The following is a 320-nucleotide window of genomic DNA, read 5'->3' on the forward strand; positions in this document are numbered from 1 at the left end:
CTTTAGAAGCTTGCTTCTGAAGGTTAGCGGCGGACGGGTGAGTAACACGTGGGCAACCTGCCCTATAGTTGGGGATAACTCCGGGAAACCGGGGCTAATACCGAATAATTCATTTCATCACATGTTGAAATGATGAAAGATGGTTCTGCTATCGCTATAGGATGGGCCCGCGGCGCATTAGCTAGTTGGTGAGGTAACGGCTCACCAAGGCGACGATGCGTAGCCGACCTGAGAGGGTGATCGGCCACACTGGGACTGAGACACGGCCCAGACTCCTACGGGAGGCAGCAGTAGGGAATCTTCCACAATGGACGAAAGTC

Annotated in this window: 1 rRNA gene; it reads left to right on the forward strand. The window is 53.8% G+C overall.

What is annotated here, in order from left to right:
- Nucleotides 1-320: ribosomal RNA gene (locus R2R70_RS19470) — 16S ribosomal RNA — on the forward strand; the annotation flags it as partial.

This window comes from Cobetia sp. SIMBA_158, assembly GCF_046566945.1.
Taxonomy (GTDB): domain Bacteria; phylum Pseudomonadota; class Gammaproteobacteria; order Pseudomonadales; family Halomonadaceae; genus Cobetia; species Cobetia amphilecti.